The 19,201-nt window shown below is 73.3% G+C and carries 11 protein-coding genes; 10 read left to right on the top strand and 1 reads right to left on the bottom strand.

All coding sequences use genetic code 11. The features are described from left to right. Positions 1 to 4: 4 nt before the first annotated feature. The 8 genes from lysA to ACIP9D_RS14760 all read left to right on the top strand — a co-directional run bounded on the left by lysA (position 5) and on the right by ACIP9D_RS14760 (position 16,503). Positions 5 to 1,390, top strand: a complete 1,386-nt coding sequence (lysA, locus tag ACIP9D_RS14795; protein ID WP_350871772.1) for a diaminopimelate decarboxylase — start codon at positions 5 to 7, stop codon at positions 1,388 to 1,390. Between the two features lie 8 nt (positions 1,391 to 1,398). Further along, positions 1,399 to 2,715, top strand: coding sequence for a homoserine dehydrogenase (locus tag ACIP9D_RS14790; RefSeq protein ID WP_350872148.1), 1,317 nt, complete (start codon positions 1,399 to 1,401; stop codon positions 2,713 to 2,715). A gap of 161 nt (positions 2,716 to 2,876) precedes the next feature. After that, positions 2,877 to 3,926: a threonine synthase gene (thrC, locus tag ACIP9D_RS14785; protein WP_350871774.1), complete on the top strand. Its 1,050-nt coding sequence runs from the start codon at positions 2,877 to 2,879 to the stop codon at positions 3,924 to 3,926. A gap of 133 nt (positions 3,927 to 4,059) precedes the next feature. Then, positions 4,060 to 7,356, top strand: a complete 3,297-nt coding sequence (locus ACIP9D_RS14780) for an efflux RND transporter permease subunit (RefSeq protein ID WP_350871776.1) — start codon at positions 4,060 to 4,062, stop codon at positions 7,354 to 7,356. A gap of 124 nt (positions 7,357 to 7,480) precedes the next feature. After that, positions 7,481 to 8,710, top strand: a complete 1,230-nt coding sequence (locus tag ACIP9D_RS14775) for an MFS transporter (RefSeq protein WP_350871778.1) — start codon at positions 7,481 to 7,483, stop codon at positions 8,708 to 8,710. Positions 8,711 to 8,768: 58 nt separating this feature from the next. Then, entirely contained in the window at positions 8,769 to 9,713 is a 945-nt protein-coding gene (gene thrB / locus ACIP9D_RS14770; RefSeq protein WP_350871780.1) for a homoserine kinase, read from the top strand. A 294-nt stretch (positions 9,714 to 10,007) separates the two neighbouring features. Further along, on the top strand, positions 10,008 to 12,086 hold the full coding sequence (gene rho / locus ACIP9D_RS14765; protein WP_350871782.1) for a transcription termination factor Rho: 2,079 nt from the start codon (positions 10,008 to 10,010) through the stop codon (positions 12,084 to 12,086). A gap of 967 nt (positions 12,087 to 13,053) precedes the next feature. Continuing rightward, on the top strand, positions 13,054 to 16,503 hold the full coding sequence (locus ACIP9D_RS14760) for a phosphodiester glycosidase family protein (protein WP_350871784.1): 3,450 nt from the start codon (positions 13,054 to 13,056) through the stop codon (positions 16,501 to 16,503). Between the two features lie 72 nt (positions 16,504 to 16,575). Here ACIP9D_RS14760 and ACIP9D_RS14755 read toward each other — a convergent pair whose 3' ends face one another. Further along, positions 16,576 to 17,472 (bottom strand): AAA family ATPase, encoded by an 897-nt coding sequence (locus ACIP9D_RS14755; RefSeq protein WP_350871786.1) that lies wholly within the window; start codon positions 17,470 to 17,472, stop codon positions 16,576 to 16,578. Between the two features lie 293 nt (positions 17,473 to 17,765). Here ACIP9D_RS14755 and rpmE point away from each other — a divergent pair, with 293 nt between their 5' ends. Together rpmE and prfA are read left to right on the top strand one after the other, a co-directional pair. Further along, complete coding sequence (gene rpmE, locus ACIP9D_RS14750; protein WP_013288272.1) at positions 17,766 to 17,990, top strand: 50S ribosomal protein L31; 225 nt, start codon at positions 17,766 to 17,768, stop codon at positions 17,988 to 17,990. Positions 17,991 to 18,099: 109 nt separating this feature from the next. Then, positions 18,100 to 19,188 (top strand): peptide chain release factor 1, encoded by a 1,089-nt coding sequence (gene prfA / locus ACIP9D_RS14745; protein WP_350871788.1) that lies wholly within the window; start codon positions 18,100 to 18,102, stop codon positions 19,186 to 19,188. Positions 19,189 to 19,201 lie beyond the last annotated feature (13 nt).

The following is a 19,201-nucleotide window of genomic DNA, read 5'->3' as shown; positions in this document are numbered from 1 at the left end:
CCCCATGCGGGCTCATGAGGCCGGCGCGCTGCACGGCGACATCGGCAAGACCGGCCCGGCCTGGCTCCGGTCCCCGGTCGACGTCAACGCGCTGGTGCCGCAGCTCTGGCCGCGCAACGTGACGCGGGCCGGGGACGGGGCCCTGAACGTGGCCGGCCTCAGCGTCCACGACCTGGCCGCCGAGTTCGGCACCGCGGTGTACGTCCTGGACGAGGACGACCTGCGCTCGCGCTGCCGGGACTTCCGGGCCGCCTTCCCGGACGTGGACATCTACTACGCCGGCAAGGCGTTCCTCTGCCGCGCGGTGGTGCGGATGATCAACGAGGAGGGCCTGCACCTCGACGTGTGCAGCGGTGGTGAGCTGGCCACCGCGCTGGCCGCCGGAATGCCGCCGGAGCGGATCGGCTTCCACGGCAACAACAAGTCGGTCGCCGAGCTGGCCCGTGCGGTGGACGCCGGGGTGGGGCGGATCATCGTCGACTCGTTCACGGAGATCGACCGGCTCACCGCGCTGGCCCGCGAGCGCGGCGTCCGGCCGAAGGTGCTGGTCCGGGTCACGGTCGGCGTCGAGGCGCACACCCACGAGTTCATCGCCACCGCGCACGAGGACCAGAAGTTCGGCTTCTCGCTGGCCGGCGGGGCGGCCGCCACGGCGGCCTTCAAGATCCTCGACGAGGACGTGCTGGAGCTGCGTGGCCTGCACTCGCACATCGGCTCGCAGATCTTCGACGCCAGCGGCTTCGAGGTGTCCGCCCGCCGGGTGCTCGCCCTCCAGGCGCAGATCCGCGACGCCCGCGGCGTCGAGCTGCCCGAGCTCGACCTCGGCGGCGGCTTCGGCATCGCGTACACCACCCAGGACGACCCGGCCGCGCCGCAGGACCTGGCCAAGCGGTTGCGCAAGATCGTCGACTCGGAGTGCGACGCGGAGCGGTTGGCCGTGCCGCGCCTCTCCATCGAGCCCGGTCGGGCGATCGTCGGCCCGGCCGTGTTCACCCTCTACGAGGTCGGCACGGTCAAGGACGTGGACGGCATCCGCACCTACGTCAGCGTCGACGGCGGGATGAGCGACAACATCCGCACCGCGCTCTACGACGCGTCGTACTCGGCGACGGTGGCCTCCCGGGCGTCGACCGCCCAGCCGATGCTCGCCCGCGTGGTGGGAAAGCACTGTGAGTCCGGGGACATCGTGGTGAAGGATGAATTCCTGCCCGCCGACGTGCAGCCCGGAGATCTTGTCGCGGTGCCCGGCACCGGCGCCTACTGCCGGAGCATGGCCAGCAACTACAACCACGTACCGCGGCCCCCGGTGGTCGCGGTGCGCGACGGCCAGGCGCGCGTGATCGTCCGACGGGAGACCGAAGAGGACCTGCTCGCATTGGATGTTGGATGACGTCACCTGTGCGCCTGGCGCTGCTCGGCTGTGGCACGGTCGGTGCCGAGGTGGTCCGGTTGCTGCACGAGCAGTCGGCCGACCTCGCCGCCCGGATCGGCGCTCCGCTGGAGATCGCCGGCATCGCCGTGCGCCGACTCGGCCGGGACCGTGGCGACCTGCCGGTCGACCCGACGATCTTCACCACCGACGCGCTCGGCCTGATCAAGCGGGATGACGTGGACGTGGTGGTCGAGGTGGTCGGCGGCATCGAGCCGGCCCGCGGCTGGCTGGTCGAGGCGCTGCGCGCCGGCAAGAGCGTGGTCACCGCCAACAAGGCGCTGCTCGCCGAGGACGGCGTGGCACTGCACGAGGCCGCCGCCGAGGGCGGGGGCGACCTCTACTACGAGGCCTCCGTCGCCGGGGCGATCCCGCTGCTGCGCCCGCTGCGCGAGTCACTGCACGGCGACCGGATCAACCGGGTGACCGGCATCGTCAACGGCACTACCAACTTCATCCTCTCCGCCATGGACGCCACCGGCGCCGGCTTCGCCGAGGCGCTGGAGGAGGCGACCGAGCTGGGCTACGCCGAGGCCGACCCGACCGCCGACGTCGAGGGCTTCGACGCGGCGGCGAAGGCGGCGATCCTTGCCTCGCTGGCGTTCCACACCCGGGTCGGCGCGGCCGACGTGCACCGGGAGGGCATCACCGAGGTGACCGCGGCCGACGTGGCCAGCGCCAAGGCGATGGGCTGCACCATCAAGCTGCTCTGCATCGCGGCGCGCGGGGTGGACCCGGCCGGCCGGGAGACGGTCAACGTCCGGGTGCACCCGGCGATGATCCCGATGACCCACCCGTTGGCCAGCGTCGGCGACGCGTTCAACGCGGTCTTCGTCGAGGCGGAGGCGGCCGGGCAGCTGATGTTCTACGGCCGCGGCGCCGGCGGCGCGCCGACCGCGAGCGCGGTGCTCGGTGACGTGGTGGCGGTCGCCCGCAACCGGCTCGCCGGGGTGCGCGCGGCCAGCGAGAGCGCCTACGCCGACCTCCCGGTACGGCCGATGGGGGAGGCGCTGACCCGCTACCACGTCAGCCTCGACGTGGCCGACCGTCCCGGTGTGCTGGCCGCGGTGGCCGGCGTCTTCGCCCGGCACGAGGTGTCCATCGCGACGGTGCGGCAGGGCTCGGCGGGCTCGACCGGCACGCCCGGTCGGGGCGACGACGCCGAGTTGGTGATCGTCACCCACGTGGCGCCGGACGCCGCGCTCGCCGCGACCGTCCGGGAGCTGCGCGCCCTGGCGATCGTCCGGTCGGTGACCAGCGTGCTCCGGGTCGAGGGCGGGCTCTGAGTCGTTGTCCCGGGTGATGACGGCGACGCGCCCCGGGTAGGGGGCTCGGCGGGTGTCCCGCCAGGTGGTTAACCGGCGACGCAGCCGGGGCTGGTCCGGCAGGGTGGTCCACGCTGGACGTGGTCCCAGCTCAGCGGCGCGGTAGAGGCGAGGAGAGCGACATGTGGCGGGGTCTGATCGAGGCGTACCGCGACCGGCTGCCGGTCACCGACGCCACGCCCGTCGTCACCCTGCACGAGGGGAACACCCCGCTGCTGCCCGCGCCGGTGCTCTCCGCCCGGCTCGGCTGCGACGTGCACCTCAAGGTGGAGGGCGCCAACCCGACCGGCTCCTTCAAGGACCGCGGCATGACGGTCGCGGTCTCCAAGGCGGTCGAGGCGGGCAACAAGGCGATCATCTGCGCCTCCACCGGCAACACCAGCGCCTCCGCTGCCGCGTACGCGGCCCGCGCCGGGCTGACCTGCGCGGTGCTGGTGCCGCAGGGCAAGATCGCGCTGGGCAAGCTGGCCCAGGCGCTGGTGCACGGCGCGAAGCTGCTCCAGGTCACCGGCAACTTCGACGACTGTCTCGCGCTCGCCGCCAAGCTCGCCCAGGACTACCCGGTGGCGCTGGTCAACTCGGTCAACATCGACCGGCTGCACGGCCAGAAGACCGCCGCCTTCGAGATCGTCGAGGCGCTCGGCGACGCGCCGGACATCCACTGCATGCCGGTCGGCAACGCCGGCAACATCTCGGCCTACTGGCTGGGCTACTCGGAGGAGCTGGCCGACGGGCGGACCACTCGCGCCCCCAAGCTGTACGGCTTCCAGGCCTCCGGTGCGGCGCCGCTGGTGAGCGGCGAGGTGGTCCGCGAGCCGTCCACGATCGCCACCGCGATCCGGATCGGCAACCCGGCCAGCTGGACCAGGGCCATCGACGCCCGGGACGCCTCCGGCGGACTGATCGCGGCGGTCACCGACCGGGAGATCCTGGCCGCGTACCGGCTGCTGGCCCGGGAGGTCGGCATCTTCGTCGAGCTGGGCAGCGCGGCCAGCGTGGCCGGGCTGCTCCAGCAGGCGGCGGCGGGGCGGATCCCGGCCGGCGCCACGGTCGTCTGCACGGTCACCGGGCACGGCCTGAAGGATCCGGAGTGGGCCATCTCCACCGCCCCCGCCCCGCTCACCATCCCGAACGACCCGCTGGCCGCCGCCCGCTCCCTAGACCTCGCCTGATCCGCCCCCAATCGGGTCTGGGGTGGGGCCGGTGGGAGGTGGGGGAGGGGTTCGGCACCCGGCGTGGGGGGTCGTGATCGGGTCGGGCACACTTTTGCTACCCCGCAGACTCTTCTAGGAGTGAGCCCAGCCGATGTCGCTGCTCGCCAGATTCAGCCTCGCCAATCGAGGGCTGGTCGCCCTCATCGCGCTGGTGACCACGGCGTTCGGAGCGTTCGCCGTGCCGTCGCTGAAGCAGCAACTGCTGCCCTCGCTGGAGTTCCCGGCCGCGTTCATCGTGGCCGCGTACCCCGGTGCCGCGCCGGAGATCGTCGAATCGCAGGTCGCCGAGCCGATCGAGAACAGCCTCCAGGGCATCCCGGGGCTGGACAAGGTCACCTCGACCTCCCGGGAGGGCCTGGCCACCGTCCAGGTGCAGTACGAGTTCGGCATCGACCTGGACGACATGGTCAACAAGATGCAGACCGCGCTGAACCGGATCGGCGCGCAGCTGCCGGAGAGCGTGGACCCGCAGGTCATCGCGGGTAGCACCGACGATCTACCCGCGGTGGTCCTGGCCGCGGCCGGCGACGGCGGGGCGCAGCTCGGCTCGGCCGACGCCGAGCGCGCGCTGGCGGAGAAGTTGCGCTCCGCCGTGCTGCCCGAGCTGGAAGGGATCGAGGGCGTCCGCTCGGTCGAGCTCACCGGCACCCGGGACGACACCGTGGTGGTCACCCCGGACCTGACGAAGCTCGCCGCCGCGAAGCTCCCGCCGACCGCTATCGGCGCGGCGCTGAAGACCAACGGCGTGGCGGTTCCGGCCGGCGCGGTGGCCGACGGCACCCAGGCGCTCCCGGTCCAGGTCGGCACCCCGGTCGCCACCCTCGACGAGCTGCGCGGCATCGTCCTCGCTCCCGGACCGGTCCCGGTCCGGCTCGGAGACGTCGCCACCGTCGAGGAGAAGCTCTCCCCGGCCACCGCGATCACCCGCACCAACGGCCAGAACAGCCTGGGCATCGCGGTCACCGCCTCCCCGGACGGCAACGCGGTGCAGATCTCGCACGAGATCCGGGACCGGCTCGACGCGCTGAAGGACGCCTCCGGCGCCCAGCTGACCGTCGTCTTCGACCAGGCCCCGTTCGTCGAGAAGTCCATCGAGAGCCTGACCACCGAAGGCCTGCTGGGCCTGGTCATGGCGGTCATCGTCATCCTGGTCTTCCTGCTGTCGATCCGCTCGACCGTCGTCACCGCGGTCTCCATCCCGCTCTCCGTGCTGGTCGCGTTGATCGCGCTGTGGATCGGTGACTACTCGCTCAACCTGCTCACCCTCGGCGCGCTGACCATCGCGGTGGGCCGGGTGGTCGACGACTCGATCGTCGTGCTGGAAAACATCAAACGACACCTGGAGTACGGCGAGGGCAAGCGGGACGCGATCCTCACCGCGGTCCGTGAGGTGGCCGGCGCGGTCACCGCGTCCACCCTCACCACGGTCGCCGTGTTCGCGCCGATCGCCCTGGTCGGCGGCTTCGTCGGGCAGCTCTTCGCGCCGTTCGCGATCACCGTCACGGTGGCGCTGCTCGCCTCGCTGCTGGTCTCGCTCACCGTCATCCCGGTGCTGGCCTACTGGTTCCTCAAGCCGTCCGGCACGCCGGACGACGAGGCGGTGCGCCGGGCGGCGGAGGAGAAGGAGCTGCGCAGCCCGTTGCAGCGGGCGTACCTGCCGGTGATCGGGTTCGCCACCGGGAGCCGGCGCACCCGCTGGGTGACCCTCGGGCTCGGCATCCTGCTTCTCTTCGGCACGTTCGGCCTCTCCCGGCAGCTCGACACCAACTTCCTGGACGACTCCGGCCAGGACACCCTGAACATCAGCCAGGAGCTGCCGGCGGGCACCAGCCTGGCGGCCACCGACGAGGCGGCCCGCAAGGTCGAGGCGCTGCTGGAGCGCACCGACGGTGTCGAGACGTACCAGGTGACGGCCGGCGGCGGCGACTCGCCGTGGGTGGGTGGCGGCGGGAACAACATCGCCTCCTGGTCGCTGGCGCTGGGCGGCGACACCGACGCCAAGCAGATGCGCGAGGTGCTGCGCGATCAGCTCGACGACCTGGACGCCGGCGAGTTCACCTTCGGCGGCGGGCAGGACGCCGCGGCCAGCCAGCTGGAGGTGGTCGTCCAGGCCGCCGACCCGGCCGTGCTGAGCCGGGCCGCGGACGCGGCGAAGGAGGCCCTGGCCGGTACACCGGACGTCGCGGACGTCACCACCAGCCTGGCCGACCGGGTGCCGCGGGTCGACGTCACGGTCGACCGGGTGAAGGCCGGCCGGGCCGGGCTCACCGAGGCCGCCGTCGGTCAGCTGGTCGCGCAGACGTTCCGGGGCTCCCCGCTCGGTCAGGTCACCCTCGACGGCACGCAGCAGGACGTGGTGCTGCGACTGGCCGCCCAGCCCCCGGCCAGCATCGAGCAGCTGAAGGCGCTGCCGGTCGGGCCGGTGAAGCTGGGCGACATCGCCACGGTCACCCGGGCCGAGGGCCCGCAGCAGGTGACCCGGATCGACGGCGAGCGCAGCGTCTCGGTGACCGGTACGGCCACCGGCTCGAACCTCGGCGCCACCACCCAGGAGCTGCGTACCCGGCTCGACGCGCTCGACGTGCCCGGGGCGACGTTCACCATCGGCGGGGTCAGCGCCGACCAGGAGGACGCCTTCGCCGACCTCGGCCTCGCGGTGCTGGTCGCGATCGCGATCGTCTTCCTGATCATGGTGGCCACCTTCCGCAGCCTGACCCAGGCGCTGATCCTGCTGATCTCCATCCCGTTCGCGGCGACCGGCGCGATCGGCCTGCTGCTGGTCACCGGCACCCCGCTCGGCGTTCCGGCGCTGATCGGCGTGCTGATGCTGGTCGGCATCGTGGTGACAAACGCGATCGTGCTGCTGGATTTGATCAACCAGTACCGCGCGCAGGGCCGGAGCGTCCGGGAGGCGGTGGTCGAGGGTGGCCGGCACCGGCTGCGGCCGATCCTGATGACCGCGGTCGCGACGATCTTCGCGCTGCTGCCGATGGCGTTCGGGCTCACCGGCGAGGGCGGCTTCATCTCGCAGCCGCTGGCGGTCGTGGTGATCGGTGGTCTGCTCAGCTCCACGCTGCTGACCCTGATCCTGGTGCCGACGCTCTACACCATGGTCGAGAACACCAAGGAGTCGCTGCGCGAGCGGCGCCGGCGGCGCTCGGGCGCCGCGCCGGCGTCGACGGAGCCGGCAGGCCCGGCGGACGCGACGGGCGAGCCCGAGCCGGCCACCGTGGCCGCCGGGACGCCCGCTCGGGCGGCCGACGAGGCGGGGAAGCCGGCGACGCCGGCGCGGCCCGCGCCGTCCGCCGCGCTGGTCGACGGCACGGACCAGTTCGAGGTGCTCCGGCTGCCGAAGAGCCGCACCTCGCCGCTGCCGCCGACCGAGTAGCGGCCATCGCGTACGCCCCCGGCGGGTTCCGACCCGCCGGGGGCGTTCCATGTCCGGTCGGCCCACCGGTCGGATCACCGACGGCACGCGGCGGGACGCCGGCCGCCGGGTAGGGTCCTGCTCCGTGGCGTCCACCCTGTCGGTCCTCACCCGCAACCGGGATTTTCGCAACCTCTTCCTGGCCGAGCTGGTGGTCTTCGGTGCCGACTGGTTCGTCATGGTGCCGCTGCTGGTGCTGCTGCCGGAGTTGACCGGCAGCGGGGTGTGGGGCGCGCTGGTGCTGGCCGTCGACACCGGGATCGTGGCGCTGCTGCTGCCGTTCACCGGCACCATCGCCGACCGGTTCGACCGGCGGAAGATCATGATGGTGGCGAACGTCGGGGCCCTGCTCGGGGTGCTGCTGCTGCTCGGCGTACGCAGCGCGGGCACCGCCTGGCTGGCGCTCGCCGCGATCGGCGTGGTCGCGGTGGCCAAGGGCCTGTACTCGCCCGCCGCCCAGGCCGCGCTGCCCAACGTGCTCGAGCCGGACCAGCTGGCCGCCGGCAACGCGATCGCCGGCTCCGCCTGGGGCACCATGACGGTCGTCGGCGCCTCGCTCGGTGGCGTGCTCAGCCAGCAGGTCGGGCCGTACGCCTGCTTCTGGATCGCCGCGGTGGGCCTGGCCTGCGCCGCGGGCCTGGCCGCGATCATCCGCCGGCCGCTGCAGGCGCCCCGGGATCAGGACCTGCCGCCGCAGCGGGCCTGGCCGGCGATCGTCGAGGCGCTGCGCTACATCGGGCACCGGCCGCGGGTGCTGGCGCTGGTCACCGTGAAGTCGGCGGTGGGGCTGGGCAACGGCGTGCTGACGGTCTTCCCGCTGCTGGCCGGGCCGGCCGGCACCGGGCTGCTCTTCGCGGTGCGCGGTGCGGGCGCCCTGGTCGGGCCGATCCTCAGCCGCCGGGTGCTGACCAACCGGCGCTGGCTGCTGCCCGGGCTGGCCGTCTCGATGTCGCTCTACGGGCTGGCCTATGTCGGCACCGCGGTGGTGTCCTGGTTCCCCCTCGTGCTGCTGCTGGTCTTCGTCGCCCATTTCGCCGGCGGCAGCAACTGGGTGATGTCGAACTTCGCCCTGCAGGGCGAGGTCCCGGACCGGCTGCGCGGGCGGGTCTTCGCCACCGACATGATGCTGGCGACGCTGGCCATCTCGATCAGTCAGCTCGCGGTGGCGGCCGTGGTCGACGTGGTGGACGCGCGGGTGGTGCTGGCGGGCTGCGGCCTGGTCACCCTGGTGTACGCGATCGGCTGGCGGATCGCCACCCGCCGGCTCTCCCTCACCGACCCGGTCCTCGAGCCGGCCCCGGGCGCGGCGCGGTAGCGGTCCCAGCGTGCGGGCGGCGGCCCGGATCGTCGGTCCCGCGCCCTAGCATGAGCCCGTGCCGACGAACTTCACCGCCGGGCCGGTCCGGGTCCGCGTTCCCGCCACCAGCGCCAACCTGGGTCCGGGTTTCGACGCGCTGGGGCTCGCCCTCGGGCTCTACGACGACGTGGCCGCCGAAGTGGCGCCGGCGGGTGTCCGGGTGACGGTGACCGGCCAGGGCGCGGGCGAGCTGCCCGCGGACGATCGGCATCTGGTGGTCCGGGCCATGCGGGCCGCCTTCGCGCGGCTCGGCGCGGAGCCGGCGGGGCTGGTCGTGGAGTGCGTCAACCGCATCCCGCAGGCCCGTGGGCTGGGCTCCTCGTCCGCGGCGATCGTGGCCGGCGTGCTGCTGGCCCGGGCGCTGGTGACCGACGGCGAACGCCGCCTGGACACCGCCGCCGTGCTCCGGCTGGCCGGCGAGTTGGAGGGCCACCCCGACAACGTGGCGCCCTGCCTGCTCGGTGGCTTCACGCTCGCGTGGACGGAGCCGACCGGTGCCCGGGCCGTCTCCCGGCCGGTCGCCGAGGGCGTCCGCCCGACCGTCTTCGTGCCCGCGGAGCGGGGGCTGACCGCGGCCGCCCGGACGGCGCTGCCGGCCACCGTGCCGCACGGCGACGCCGCGTTGACCGCGGGGCGGGCCGCGCTGCTCGTGCACGCGCTGACCGCCGACCCGACGCTGCTGCTGCCGGCGACCGTCGACCGGCTGCACCAGGACTATCGCGCACCGGGGATGCCCGGGACGGCTGCGCTGGTCAGCGCGCTGCGTGCGGCGGATGTGGCCGCTGTGGTCAGCGGGGCTGGCCCGACCGTCCTGGCGCTCAACGACCTGCCCGAGGGCTTCGACCCGGGAACAGACTGGCAGGTCTGGCAGTTACCGATAGATGTCAGCGGCGCCCGGGTTGCCCGGGGTAGACTTGGACACGCCGAGCGGGACCCTGTTGCCGCAGGTCGGAAGAGTTGATTACGCTCTAGACTTAGCACAGCCGCGAAGCACGCGATCTTCCTGCGGGTCGGCGCACCCCCGAAGCTCTCGGCGGTCAGCCCGTCACCCCTGCCAAGGCCCACGCCGCACCGCAGTTTCCACAGGTCGCCGCAGACGGCGAGACCTGCTCACCGATGGTGGTGAGTCGGGAAACCACCGGCTGCTGTGTCACAGACTCCCGCGACGCATTCATGCGAGGCGGGTGCACCGAGGCCGCCCGGCCACCTGCTTGTCGACTCCGGGCAGTCCCGGCCTATCGAGGGAAGGAATCCATTGAGCGACACCACCGACGTGACGTCGGATGTTTCCAACGTCGCTGGCGATGCCACCACCGCCGCTCCCGCCCGTCGTCGGCGTAGCGGCACCGGTCTGTCGGCGATGCTGCTGCCAGAGCTGCAGAGCCTGGCCGCGTCGCTCGGCATCTCCGGCACGGCTCGCATGCGCAAGGGCGAGCTGATCAGCGCCATCTCCGAGCGGCAGGGCGGCGCCGCCGCCGGGACCCCTCGTCCGCGGGCCGAAGTCGCGGCTGCGGCCGCTCCCGCCCGTGAAGAGGTGCACGCCGAGGTCCGGGAGACCGCCGAGCGGCCGGAGGCCGAGCGGCGTACCGCAGACCAGGCGCCGGCCGAGCCGGCCGCGGTCGAGACCGAGGGTCGCAGCCGGAGCCGGCGTCGGGGTGCTGAGGCGCGGAGCGCCGAGGCGCGCACCGAAGAGGCCGAGACCGGCGAGCGCACCGAGGGTCGCGGCGGTCGCGACCGCAACGAACGTGCCGAGCAGCGCGGTGAGCGTGCCGAGCGCGGTGAGCGTGCTGCCGAGCGCGGTGAGCGTGCTGAGCGCGGCGATCGTGCCGAGCGTGGCGACCGTGCTGAGCGTGGCGACCGTGCCGAGCGTGGCGACCGTGCTGAGCGTGGCGACCGCAACGAGCGTGCCGAGCGTGGCGACCGCAACGAGCGTGCCGAGCGTGGCGACCGCAACGAGCGTGCCGAGCGCAACGACCGGGGCGACCGCAACGACCGCAACGATCGCGGTGACCGCAACGAGCGTGGCGACCGGGGTGACCGGGGCCAGCGCGCGGAGCGGGACAACGACGGTGACGACGACGGCGAGGGCGGCGGCCGGCGGGGCCGGCGCAGCCGCTTCCGGGACCGTCGCCGTGGCCGGGGCGAGCGCCCCGAGGGCGGCGAGGGTGGCGGCCGTGAGCCGCAGGTCGGCGAGGACGACGTGCTCGTCCCGGTGGCCGGCATCATCGACGTGCTCGACAACTACGCCTTCGTCCGGACCACCGGCTACCTGGCCGGCCCGAACGACGTCTACGTGTCGATGTCCCAGATCAAGAAGTACGGCCTGCGCCGCGGTGACGCGATCACCGGTGCGGTGCGGGCGGCCCGCGACAGTGGCAGCGAGCAGCGGCGGGACAAGTACAACCCGCTGGTCCGCCTGGACACCATCAACGGCATGGAGCCGGACGAGGCGAAGCGTCGTCCCGAGTTCTACAAGCTCACTCCGCTCTACCCGCAGGAGCGGCTGCGGCTCGAGACCGAGCCGCACATCCTGACCACCCGGGTGATCGACCTGGTCATGCCGATCGGCAAGGGCCAGCGGGCGCTCATCGTGTCGCCGCCGAAGGCCGGTAAGACGATGGTGCTGCAGGCGATCGCGAACGCGATCACCCGCAACAACCCGGAGTGCCACCTGATGGTGGTGCTGGTGGACGAGCGGCCCGAAGAGGTCACCGACATGCAGCGTTCGGTGAAGGGCGAGGTCATCGCGGCCACGTTCGACCGGCCGCCGCAGGACCACACCACGGTGGCGGAGCTGGCGATCGAGCGGGCGAAGCGCCTGGTCGAGCTGGGGCACGACGTGGTCGTGCTGCTCGACTCGGTGACCCGGCTCGGTCGGTCGTACAACCTGGCGGCGCCGGCCAGCGGCCGGATCATGTCGGGTGGTATCGACTCCACCGCGCTGTACCCGCCGAAGCGCTTCCTCGGCGCGGCCCGCAACATCGAGAACGGCGGGTCGCTGACCATCCTCGCCACCGCGCTGGTGGAGACCGGGTCCATGGCGGACACGGTCATCTTCGAGGAGTTCAAGGGCACCGGCAACGCGGAGCTGAAGCTGGACCGGAAGATCGCCGACAAGCGGACCTTCCCGGCCATCGACATCAATCCGTCCGGTACGCGTAAGGAAGAGGTCCTGCTCGCGCCGGAGGAGCTGGCCATCATCCACAAGCTCCGCAAGGTCCTGCACTCGCTGGACTCGCAGGCGGCGCTGGACCTGCTGCTCGACCGGCTCAAGCAGTCCCGCACCAACATCGAGTTCCTGATGCAGATCGCGAAGTCGACGCCGGGGGAGTAACCCTCCCCGGTTGAGGATCCGACGAGGGGCACGGCCGTCCGGCCGTGCCCCTCGTGTCGTTCTCCCCACCTCCGACCCGGCACCTGCCATGTGGCCGCGGTTGCTCCTGGCACGCTGTCGACCTGCTCCAGATATGAACAACGGCCGTACCGCAACGACGGCCGCGCTGCGCCCGCCGCCCGGCGCCGCCCGGCGGCTGAGGGCGCGCCTTCGGCTGCCGGGTTGTGGCCGTGTGTGGATCGGAGATGTTCCTGAGCGGGCCGCTCGTTGTCCACTTCGACCCCGACCTGGACGCACCGGGCTAGGGAGCCTGTCGACCTGCTCCAGATATGAACCACGGCCGGCCGCGGTGTCCAGGCGGTGCCGGGCTGGTCGGGCCGTGCCCGGCTGTGTCGGGCTGGTCCGGCCGTGCCCGGCCGTGGCCTGGTCTGGTTGTGCCGGGCTGGTCTGGCTGTGCCGCGCTGGTCTGGCCGTGCCGGGCTGATCTGGCCGTGCCGCGCTGGTCTGGCCGTGCCGGGCTGATCTGGCCGTGCCGCGGTGCTCTGGCTGCGCCGCGGTGGTCCGGCGGTGCCGCGCTGATCTGGCCGTGCCGCGGTGCTCTGGCGGTGCCGCGCTGGTCTGGCCGTGCCGCGCTGGCCGCGCCGCGCGGCCCGCGGCTGCCGGGTTTGGCTCGCGTGGCATCGTGGCCCTAGGTGACGTGCAGGTGGCGCCATGGCTTCGGCAGTGGCGCCCGCGTGGCCTTGAGTTGCCGCGCAGCGCTAGGGCCGCCTGGCCGTCGCCCCGCCGGCCGTCCGTCGCCGCCGGGCCGGTGGTCCATATTTGGAGCAGTTCGACAGCGTCGGACCGGAGACCGGCAGCGGGACAAGGGCGGCCCGCAGACGCGAGCCAGACCGAGAGGCTGAAGTTTTCCTTCGCGTTGATCGGCAAGTATTGAAAGTTCTATTCAACCTCCGGTTGACTGTCGTCCATGCGTACCCGCAGACGATCCGCCCACCTCGCCGGCGTCCTGCTGTTGACGCCGCTGCTCACCGTGGTCGCCCCGGCGTCGGGCCCGGCCGCCGCGAGCCCCGCTGCCGCCAGCCCCACCACCGCGAGCCCCACCACCGCGAGCTTCGTCCCGACTCCGGGCACCGCGGCTCCCGTCGGTGTCGAGCCGGCCGACGGCCTGGAGACCGCGAAGACCAGCCGGCCGGTCGCCCCTGGCGTCCGGCTCACCTCGTTCGACCGGTACGACGCGGACGGGTGGCTGCGCGCCGACGCCCTGACCGCCGACCTCACCGGCGGAGTCACCGTCGACTACGTCAACTCGGGCGCGGTGAGCCGGGCCGAGCCGCTGCGCGGCGCGGTGGACCGGACCCGCGCGGTCGCCGCGGTCAACGGCGACTTCTTCGACATCAACAACTCCGGCGCGGCGCAGGGCGTCGGTATCCGCGACGGCGAACTGATCCAGTCGCCGGTCAGCGGTCACCACAACGCGGTCGCGGTCACCACCGAGGGCGTCGGCCGGGTGATCGAGGTCAACTTCGACGGCACCGCCACCCTGCCCACCGGCCCGGTCCCGCTCACCCAGTTCAACAACATGGTCCAGACCGACGGCATCGGCGCGTTCACCGCGCTCTGGGGGACGTACCCCCGGGAGCGCGCGGTGGCCGGCGCGGCCCGGGTCACCGAGGTCGCCCTGGTCGGCGGCCGGGTGGCCGGTGTGAACCCGGCGGCCGGTAGCGGACCCATCGCCGCCGGCACCACCATCCTGCTCGGCCGGGACGCCGGCGCCGACGCGCTGGCCGGGCTGCGGCCCGGTGATCCGGTCGATGTGACCTGGCGGCCGAAGCCGTCCGACGGCAGCGACCTGCACGCCGCGATCGGCGGCGGCAACGTGCTGGTCCGCGACGGCGTGGTGCAGAGCATCGCGGACGCGTCGCTGGCCCCGCGTACGGCGGTCGGCTTCACCGCCGACGGACGAAAAATGATCATGTTGACGGTGGACGGCCGGCAGGTCGACAGCCGCGGCGTGACCCAGACCGAGATGGGCCGGATGATGGTCGAGTTGGGCGCGCACCATGCGCTGAACCTCGACGGCGGCGGCTCGTCGACGCTGCTCGCCCGGGAGCCGGGCGCCGCGGCGGTCCAGGTGGAGAACAGCCCCTCGGACGGCGCTGAACGCGCCGTGCCCAACGGGCTCGCCCTCTACGCGCCGCAGGGCAGCGGCCGGCTCAGGGGGTACTGGGTGGAGACGGCCAGCGATCCGAGCGCCGCGCCGGGGATCTCCCCGGTCCGTGGTGGCCGGCCGGACCGGGTCTTCCCCGGGCTGACCCGGCGGCTCACCGCGGCCGGTCACGACGAGACGTACGGCCCGGCGGCCGGCAAGCCGAGCTGGCGAGCCGAACCGGCGGCGGGTGGTCGGGTGAGCGCCGACGGCGTGTTCCGCGCCCTGCGGCCCGGGTCGACCCGGGTCACCGCCGGCCGTGGCCAGGCCACCGGACACCTCGACCTCACCGTGCTCGGGCCGCTCGCCCGGATTGACTCCACAGTGGAACGCGTCGGCCTCACCGGGCGGGACGGCAGCGGGCTCCTCGGCGTGGTCGGCGCCGACGCCGAGGGGAACACCGCCCCGATCGAGCCCGCGGACCTGCGCCTGACCTACGACCACGACCTGCTGCGGATCGCCCCGAACGCTGACGGCGCGCTCAGCGTGACCGCGCTGAAGGACTCCGGCGCCGGCCTGGTCACCGTCGAGGCCGGCGGGCGCAGCACGGTGGTGCCGGTGACCGTCGGACTGACCGACCAGCCGGTGGCCAGCTTCGACGACGCGGCGGCCTGGAAGTTCAGCCAGGCCCGGGCGAGCGGATCGGTCGCGCCGGCGCCGGGGCACACCGGCACCGGCCTGAAGCTGACGTACGACTTCAGCCAGTCCACCGGCACCCGGGCCGCGTACGCCGACCCGCCGGCCTGGATCGAGGTGCCCGGGCAGCCACAGGCGTTCGGCATGTGGATCCACGGCAACGGCAAGGGGGAGTGGCCCAGCCTGCACCTGCACGACGCGCAGGACACCCAGCACGTGCTGCGAGGGCCCTACATAACCTGGACCGGCTGGAAGTACGTCGAGTTCGCCGTCCCGGCCGGGGTGCAGTACCCGGTGCGGGTCCGGCGCTTCTACGTCGCGGAGACCAACGCCGCCGCCCAGTACACCAGCGAGATCGTCATCGACGACCTGGTGGCCAAGGTGCCGCCCTCGGTGGACGTGCCGGCCGAGCCGTCGGCCACCGACCGGGTGGTGGTCCGCGACGGTACGGTCGACCGTGCGCCCTGGCGCTTCGCGGTGCTATCCGACGCCCAGTTCGTGGCGGCCGACCCGGACAGCGACCTGGTCGCCCAGGCCCGCCGGACGTTGCGTGAGGTCAGGGCGGCGAAGCCGGACTTCCTGGTGATCAACGGCGACTTCGTGGACACCGCGTACCCGGCGGACTTCGCGCTGGCCCGACGGATCCTGGACGAGGAGTTGGGTGACGAACTGCCCTGGTACTACGTGCCGGGCAACCACGAGATCATGGGCGCGCCGATCAGCAACTTCCAGGCCGTCTTCGGGGACACCTCGCGGGTCTTCGACCACAAGGGCACCCGGTTCGTCACGCTGAACTCGTCCACCGGATCGCTGCGCGGCGGCGGGTTCGACCAGGTGCGGATGCTGCGCCAGGCGCTGGACGCGGCGGCCAACGACCCGGCGGTCGGCTCGATCGTCGTGCTGCACCACCACCCGCCGCGCGACCCGAGCCCGGCCGAGGCCAGCCAGCTCGGCGACCGCAAGGAGGCGGCGTTGCTGGAGCAGTGGCTGGCCGACTTCCAGCACCGCACCGGCAAGGGTGCGCTCTTCGTCGGCGGGCACGTCGGCACCTTCCACGCCGAGCGGGTCGACGGGGTGCCCTACGTGATCAACGGGAACTCCGGCAAGACGCCGTCCACCCCGGCGGACCGCGGTGGCTTCACCGGCTGGACCGAGTTCGGCGTCGACCCGGTGAGCCCCGCCGAGGCCGACCGGGCCCGGCGGGACCCGCTGGCCGAGGGGCCGCGCTGGGTGGACGCCGAGATGCACGCGCACACCGACGAGCTCGCCATCGAGGCCCCGGCCGCTGTACGGGTCGGCGCCCCGGCCTCGGTCACCGCCACGATCACCCAGCCGGGCGGGCGGACCGTCCCGGTGGCCGCGCCGGTGAGCGCCGACTGGTCGGCCTCGCCGGGGGTGCACATCGGGTCGGCGAGCGGGTTGCGTCCGTGGCACGTGGCCCGGTTCGACCCGGCCACCGGGACGCTGACCGCGCTGCGTCCCGGCGCGTCGCTGGTGCTGGCGGTGACCGTGAACGGCGTCCGCGCCGAAGCCACCGTCACCACCGCCGCCCGGGCGGCCGCCCCGGCCGCCTGAGCCCGGGAGGGGCCCCGGCCTCGGCCGAGGCCCCTCCCACCGGCCGGCCGGTGGGCGCCGGCTCGGCCGCCGTCAGAAGTCGCCGTCGGCGACCTGGAAGACGGTGAGTCCGAGCGCCCGCCACATGCGCACCACCTGCATCCGGTCGTCGAAGACCCCGACCACCCGGTAGCGGCCGCGGACCTCCCGCTCGTAGATCTCCCGCTTGACCACCGAGTCCTTGCGCCGGTCGCCGACCGCCCGCAGGTGCAGCGCGAGATACGGCACCCGGACGTGCCGCCGCAGCCAGGCCTCGGTGTCGGCCCGGGCCGACGCGTCCCGGCCGGAGCAGAAGACCACCGCGTACCCGGCGGCGTGCATCGCCCGGACCGCGGCGATCACCGCCTCGTTCGGCTGGTCCTCGCCGACCCGGGTCATGTCGTACGGGCTGCGCGAGACGTTCAGCGCGACGGTGCCGTCGATGTCCACCAGGACGATCTCCGGCGCCCCGGCCGACGGCTCGTGCACCTGGGCAGGCCGGCCGGGGCGGGCCTCCGGCACGGGCAGCGGCAGGATCCGTCCGGCCAGGTAGCGCTCGTGCAGCCGGCGGATGACGGCCTCGCCGACCCGGTCGACCGCCGGCCGCTCGGCGTCGCGGCGCAGGCACTCCTCCAGCGGCACGTCGGTGAAGTCGTGCACCTCGAACTCGGCGCCGTGGCGGGCGGCCAGGTCGGCCCAGTCCCGCAGCGTCCGGGAGCGCAGGTTGGTGTCGTCGACGCAGACGTCGGCCCGGGCCCGTAGCAGTGCCTCGACCTGGGCTCGCTGGACGGTCGTCACCTGCGCCTCGGCCCACTGGGTGAAGAGCCGCTCGCCGTGCAACATCCGGCGCAGGTCGTCCCGGTTGACCCGGACCACGGAGGGTTGGAGCGTCCGGGCGAAGGTGGTCTTTCCCGAGGCGGGCAGGCCTCGGGTCGCGATCAGGCGTGGCATCCGCTCACCTCCGACGCACCGTGCCCGGCTCGGGCGGCAGGCGTGCCCCGTACGGGGTACGGCGGGGTCACGCCACGGGCGGTGAATGCCCCGTCGGGCGGCGGGAATGCAAGACGGGTGCCGGGCGTTGTCGGAGCTGGACCTGCTGTGCCGCCCGATTACGGGTCCGGCTGACGCCCATGGCACACTGGTCAATCGGCCACCGGTTCCGGTTCACGCCCGAGTCCGTCGCGTAGTTGCGGCGGGGAGATCAGCGGCGACCCGGCGACCACCAACGAGAGGACCGAGGCGACATGAAGCCCAACATCCACCCGGAGTACGTGACCACCGAGGTCCGCTGCTCCTGCGGCAACACCTTCACGACCCGCAGCACCGCCAAGGGCGGCGCGATCAGCGTCGAGACCTGCAGCGCCTGCCACCCGTTCTACACCGGTAAGCAGCGCGTGCTGGACACCGCCGGTCGGGTCGCGAAGTTCCAGCAGAAGTACGCCAAGGTTCAGGCCAAGAAGGCCAAGTAACTGCTCGTTCGGCGCCCGCGTCCGGTCTTGTGCCGGGCGCGGGCGTCGTCCGTATACCCGCCCGTCGGGCGTCCACCGGTGTCCCCGCCGTCGAAGGAGCATCCGCAGCATGAGCAGCGAGCGTCTGGCCAAGCTCCTCGACGAGTACGCGGACCTGGAGAAGCGGCTGGCCGATCCGGCCATCCACGCCGACCAGGGCACCGCGCGCCGGGTCGGCCGCCGGTACGCCGAGCTGGTCCCGCTGCACAAGGCGGCCGGTGAGCTGGCCCAGGCGCGCTCCGACCTGGCCGCGGCCCGGGAACTGGCCGCCGAGGACCCCTCCTTCGCCGCCGAGGCCGAGTCGATCGCGGCGTCCCTGCCGGCGCTCGAGGAGCGCCTGGCCGAGCTGCTGATCCCGCGTGACCCGCACGACGCCAAGGACGTGATCGTCGAGATCAAGGCGGGCGAGGGCGGCGAGGAGTCGGCGCTCTTCGCCGGCGACCTGCTGCGGATGTACACCCGCTACGCCGAGCGGCGGGGCTGGCTCACCGAGGTGATCGACGCCCAGGACTCCGACCTCGGCGGGGTCAAGGACGTCTCGCTGGCGATCAAGACCAAGGGCGTGCCGGAGGGTGGCAACGGGGTCTGGTCCCGGCTCAAGTGGGAGGGCGGCGTGCACCGGGTGCAGCGCGTCCCGGTCACCGAGTCGCAGGGCCGGATCCACACCAGCGCGGCCGGTGTCCTGGTGCTGCCCGAGGCCGAGGACGTCGACGTCACCATCGACCCGAACGAGCTGCGGATCGACGTGTTCCGCTCGTCCGGGCCCGGTGGGCAGTCGGTGAACACCACCGACTCGGCGGTGCGGATCACCCACCTGCCGACCGGCATCGTGGTCTCCTGCCAGAACGAGAAGTCCCAGCTGCAGAACCGCGAGCAGGCGATGCGGATCCTGCGGGCCCGGCTGCTGGCCGCGGCCCAGGAGCAGGCCGACGCGGCCGCCTCGGACGCGCGCAAGGCGCAGGTGCGCACGGTGGACCGCTCGGAGCGGATCCGCACCTACAACTTCCCGCAGAACCGGATCACCGACCACCGGATCGGCTACACCGCGTACAACCTCGATCTGGCGCTCGCCGGTGACCTGGACGGGGTGCTGGACGCCCTCGGCGAGGCCGACCGCGCCGCCCGCCTGGCCGGCGACAGCGAACTCGCCCGGCGCTGACCTCGCCCGCCGG

The sequence above is a fragment of the Micromonospora sp. NPDC093243 genome (assembly GCF_044753725.1).
Taxonomy (GTDB): domain Bacteria; phylum Actinomycetota; class Actinomycetes; order Mycobacteriales; family Micromonosporaceae; genus Micromonospora.
The sequence above is the reverse complement of the archived record's forward strand: the minus strand, read 5'-3'. Positions and strand labels throughout refer to the sequence as shown.